Source organism: Streptomyces sp. NPDC014894 (genome assembly GCF_043080985.1).
In the GTDB taxonomy this organism is placed as follows: domain Bacteria; phylum Actinomycetota; class Actinomycetes; order Streptomycetales; family Streptomycetaceae; genus Streptomyces.
In genome coordinates this window covers 1-4,520 of the sequence record NZ_JBIBWD010000006.1, presented here as the reverse complement: position 1 = coordinate 4,520, position 4,520 = coordinate 1, and the positions used below count along the sequence as shown (strand labels likewise).

Sequence of the window (4,520 nt, the reverse complement as noted above, 5' to 3'; positions counted from 1 at the left end):
GCGATGTCCCGCACCTGAGTCGTCAGGTTCCGGAAGACGGTGTTGACCGAATCGGTCAGATCCTTCCAGGTCCCGGCCGCGCCCGGCACCTGCGCCTGACCGCCGAGCAGCCCCTCCGCGCCGACCTCGCTCGCCACCCGGGTGACCTCGTCCGCGAAGGTGCGCAGCGTCTCCGTCATCTGGTTGATCGTCTCGGCGAGCTGGGCGACCTCGCCCCGCGCGCTGACGGTCACCTTCTGCGACAGATCGCCGTTCGCGACCGCCGTCGTCACCTCGGCGATCCCGCGCACCTGCGAGGTCAGATTCCCCGCCATGGTGTTGACCGAGTCGGTGAGGTCCTTCCAGACGCCCGCGACCCCGGGCACCTCCGCCTGACCGCCCAGCTCCCCCTCGGTGCCCACCTCACGGGCCACCCGGGTCACCTCCGAACCGAGGGACTGGAGCTGGTCCACCATGGTGTTCACGGTGTTCTTCAGTTCCAGCATCTCGCCGGCCACATGGACGGTGACCTTCTGCGACAGATCGCCCTGGGCGACGGCCGTGGTCACCAGCGCGATGTCCCGCACCTGGGAGGTCAGCCGGAACGCCATGGTGTTCACGGAGTCCGTGAGGTGCTTCCAGGAGCCGGAGACGCCCCGGATCTGGGCCTGCCCGCCGAGCTTGCCCTCGACGCCGACCTCCAGCGCCACCCGCGTCACCTCGTCGGTGAACGCCGACAGCTGGTCCACCAGACTGTTCACGGTCCGCGCGACCTTGAGGAACTCGCCGCGCAGCGGCCGTACGGCCCCGTCCTCGCCGTGCGAGCGCAGCTCCATCCGCTGCTCAAGATCGCCGTCGGCGACCGCAGAGAGCACCCGGCTCACCTCGGACACCGGCCGCGACAAATCGTCCACCAGCGCGTTCGTGGCGTCGATCGCCGCCGCCCAGGAGCCCTCGAAGCCCCCCGTCTCCAGCCGCTCAGTGAGCTTTCCCTCACGTCCCACGACTCTGCGGACCCGCGCCATCTCTCCGGTGAGATGGACATTCCGATCAGCGACCTCGTTGTAGACGGCCGCGATCTCGGCCATCGCATCGTCGCCCGACACGGTCAGACGCCTGCGGAAATTGCCGTCGCGCATCGACACGAGACCGGCCAGCAGCCTGTTCAGGGCTGCTGTATCGACCTCGGTTGTCGCATTGCTCCGGGATCGTCCGCCTTTCGTACGCGTGCTTGTGCCACGCGCCGCCGTGCCAGACTCCACCGTGTCCCTCCCGCGGGGGTTGACCGTACTGCCTGAGCTGTATCAGGAAGCCTGCCCAGTGTTTCACCCATGCGGAACCAGGCCATAACAGTTCGGCGGCATCGCGTCGCCGTCACCGCCCCCAAGGGCGGAAACAGCGGCGACCGCCATCCGCTGGGACAGCGAAGGTAAGTAACCTGGCATCCGGCTGTCCAACCGCCCCGGTCCGCCCGGCCGGGTCGGCATGGGCACGAGAGCAACCACCGGGCACCGGGAGGGGCAGGCCGATCATGGCGGAGCCGGGCGTCGAAACACGTACAGGGAGTTCTGTGATCACCGCCCGGGCGGCTGCCACCTTCGACCCCGTCGGACGGTCCGTCGCGACCGCCCGCGCCTTCGTCCGCGACACCCTGCAGGGCTGGGGGTACAGCGAAGTCGTCGACGACGCGGTCGTCCTCACCAGCGAGCTGGTCACCAACGCCGTCGTCCACGCGGGCACCGCCGCCGACGTGCTCTGTCTCCGCTCGGAGGACAGCGTCCGCGTCGAGGTCGGCGACCGCTACCCCGAGCGCGAGGTCCCCATCCAGGCCTCCGGCCTCACCTTCGCCGGCCTCGACAGCGAGAACGGCCGCGGACTGCTCCTCTGCTCCGCGCTGGCCTCCCGCTGGGGCGTCGAGTACACCCCCACCCACAAACAGGTCTGGTTCCAGCTCGACCTCCCCCAGCGCCCCGTCGGCACCCGCTGCGCCGGCCCCGCGCTCCCGACCGCACTGCTCCCCGTCGCCGACGAACGGGTACGCGTCGCCGTCGCCCAGATCGACGCGGCGGGCGCCGTCTCGGTCTGGAACGCGGACGCCGAGCACCTCTTCGGCTACCCGGCCGAACAGGTCGTCGGCAAACCCCTGGCCGACCTCGCCGCCTGGCCGCACACCCCCGGCATCGGCACCGGCATCGCCGAGGCCCTCCAGCTCTCCCGCTGGGAGGGCAGCTACGGAATCCGCGGCACCGACGGCAGAGTCATCCCGGTTTACGCCTCCCACCTGCGGGTACGCGACTCGCACGGCGAGCCCTCCACGGTCTGCCTCCTGGTCCGGGACGACGAGCGCGCCGTCCTCCAGACCCCGCAGCGCGTGCCCGTCACCGACTCGGGCTCCGAGAGCCGCGCCGCTGACCCGTTCGAGGTCTTCATCGGCTCGCCGGCCCCCGACGACCTCGACGGACTCCTCCAGCGCACCGTGGAACGCGCCCGCGACATGCTCGACGGCGATTCCGCCTTCCTGCTCCTGGCCACCGACGACGAGACGGAACTGGAGGTCCGGGCCACCACCGGACTGCCGTCGGCCCGCCAGAGATTCGCCCGGGTCCCCGTCGAAGCGGGCACCGGACGATACGGCTCCGCCCGGATGCCGGCCGTCCACGAGGACCTCACCGCCGTCCCCGGCGCGGTCCCCCTGCTCAACTCCACCGGCATGCGCTCGGTCGTCACCGTCCCGCTCAAGGTCGAAGGACGGCTCACCGGCTCCCTCGGCGTCGCCGCGGAATCCGCCGGACGGTACTCCAACGAGGAGGCGCTGCGCCTCCAGTTCGCCGCCGACCGCATCGCGCTCGCCGTCGAGTCCGCCCGGCTCGGCGAGCTGGAGCGACTGCGCCGCGGCTCGCTCTCCTTCCTGGTCGAGGCGTCCGATCTGCTCGCCGGAACGCTCGACCGGGACCAGACGCTGGCCCTGATGGCCCAGATGACGGTCCCGACCCTGGCCACCTGGTGCGCCGTGTACACGATCGCCGACCAGGCGTCCGAGCCCTACCTCAGCTATGTGCTGCACGAGGACGAGGAGCGCATCGACGGCCTCAAGGCCCTGCTCTCCAAGATCGCCCCACCGGACCCGGTGCCCACTCCCGGCGCCCGGGTCTGGACCGCGCCCGCCGCGGCCGCCCAGCAGGCCGCCCTGCGCACCTCCCGGCACGAGCTGGGCCTGGGCTCGTCCCCGCCCGTCTCCTCCGGCATCGGCACCACGCTGGCCACCGCCGCGGCGGTCGGCGGCGAGACGGTCGTCCTGCCGCTGGTCGCGCGCAATCGTGTGATCGGCATGCTCACGCTCGGCAAACCGTCCGACGACCACTTCCGCCAGGAGATCCTGGAGCTGGCGGAGGACCTCTCCCGGCGGGCCGCTCTCGCCCTGGACAACGCCCGGCTGTACTCGGAGCGGGTGGCCATCAGCCAGTCCCTCCAGCGCAGCCTGCTGCCGCCCGAACAGCCCACCATCCCCGGCGTCGAGGTCGAGGTCATCTACCGCGCCGCCGGCGAGGGCAATGAGGTCGGCGGCGACTTCTACGACCTCTTCCCCATCCGCGAGGGCGTGTACGGATTCGCCATCGGCGATGTGTGCGGTACGGGCCCGGAGGCCGCGGCCGTCACCGGTCTCGCCCGCCACGCCCTGCGTCTGCTGGCCCGTGAGGGCTTCGGCGGCCCGGCCGTACTGGAGCGGCTGAACGCGGCGATCCTCGACGAGGGCGCCCGCAGCCGCTTCCTCACCCTGCTCTACGGCGAGCTGCGGCCCCAGGAGGACGGCAGCGCCGTCCTCAAGGTCGTCTGCGCCGGCCACCCCCTCCCCCTGCGGCTCCGCCAGGACGGCACCGTGGAACCGGCCGCCGACCCGCAGCCGCTGCTCGGGGTGATGGACGATCTGGAGCTGTACGAGCAGGTGGTCACCCTCGACCCGGGCGATGTCCTGCTCTGTGTCACAGACGGCGTCACAGAACGCCGCGAGGGCACCCGCATGCTGGGCGACGAGGGCCTCACCGACGTCCTCACCGGCTGTACGGGCCTCACGGCCGGAGCGGTCGCCGCCCGGGTGCTGCGCGCGGTGGAGCGCTTCGCCGCCGAGCCGGCCTCGGACGACATGGCGATTCTCGCGATGCGCATTCCGGAGCCCCAGCACTCCTAACACCGTCCGGAGACAGATCAGGGCCGCCGCGATCCCCCGCGGCGGCCCTGATTCGTCTGACCGCGTCGGCGCTCTCCATACGGTGTCGCCCCTGTCCCCCTCCTGAACGAGGACAACAAAAAAGGCCCCCGCCAAAAGGCGGGGGCCTTGATTTCTCTGAGCCCCAATACGGAATCGAACCGTAGACCTTCTCCTTACCATGGAGACGCTCTGCCGACTGAGCTATTGGGGCGTGCTTCAGTCCCCGGATCGTGTCCGGGGACTGAGGCTAAAAATTGTTCGGCGGCGTCCTACTCTCCCACAGGGTCCCCCCTGCAGTACCATCGGCGCTGAAAGGCTTAGCTTCCGGGTTCGG

General features: G+C 70.9%; 2 protein-coding genes, 1 tRNA gene and 1 rRNA gene. 1 reads left to right on the top strand and 3 read right to left on the bottom strand.

Annotation, left to right across the window (positions count from 1 at the left end; translation table 11 throughout):
- Positions 1-1,241, bottom strand: a 1,241-nt coding sequence (locus ACF089_RS15965) for a HAMP domain-containing protein (protein ID WP_392026485.1), incomplete at its 3' end; no start/stop codon positions are given.
- Between the two features lie 269 nt (positions 1,242-1,510).
- Here ACF089_RS15965 and ACF089_RS15960 point away from each other — a divergent pair.
- Complete coding sequence (locus ACF089_RS15960; protein ID WP_392026483.1) at positions 1,511-4,165, top strand: SpoIIE family protein phosphatase; 2,655 nt, start codon at positions 1,511-1,513, stop codon at positions 4,163-4,165.
- 159 nt (positions 4,166-4,324) lie between these two features.
- Here the strand turns inward: ACF089_RS15960 and ACF089_RS15955 are convergent.
- A tRNA-Thr gene (locus tag ACF089_RS15955) sits at positions 4,325-4,397 on the bottom strand.
- Between the two features lie 45 nt (positions 4,398-4,442).
- Positions 4,443-4,520, bottom strand: a 5S ribosomal RNA gene (gene rrf / locus ACF089_RS15950); the annotation flags it as partial.

Excerpts from the sequence above, each read along its gene's own strand:
- ACF089_RS15960 (WP_392026483.1), top strand. The coding sequence starts at position 1,511 with ATGGCGGAGCCGGGCGTCGAAACACGTACAGGGAGTTCTGTGATCACC.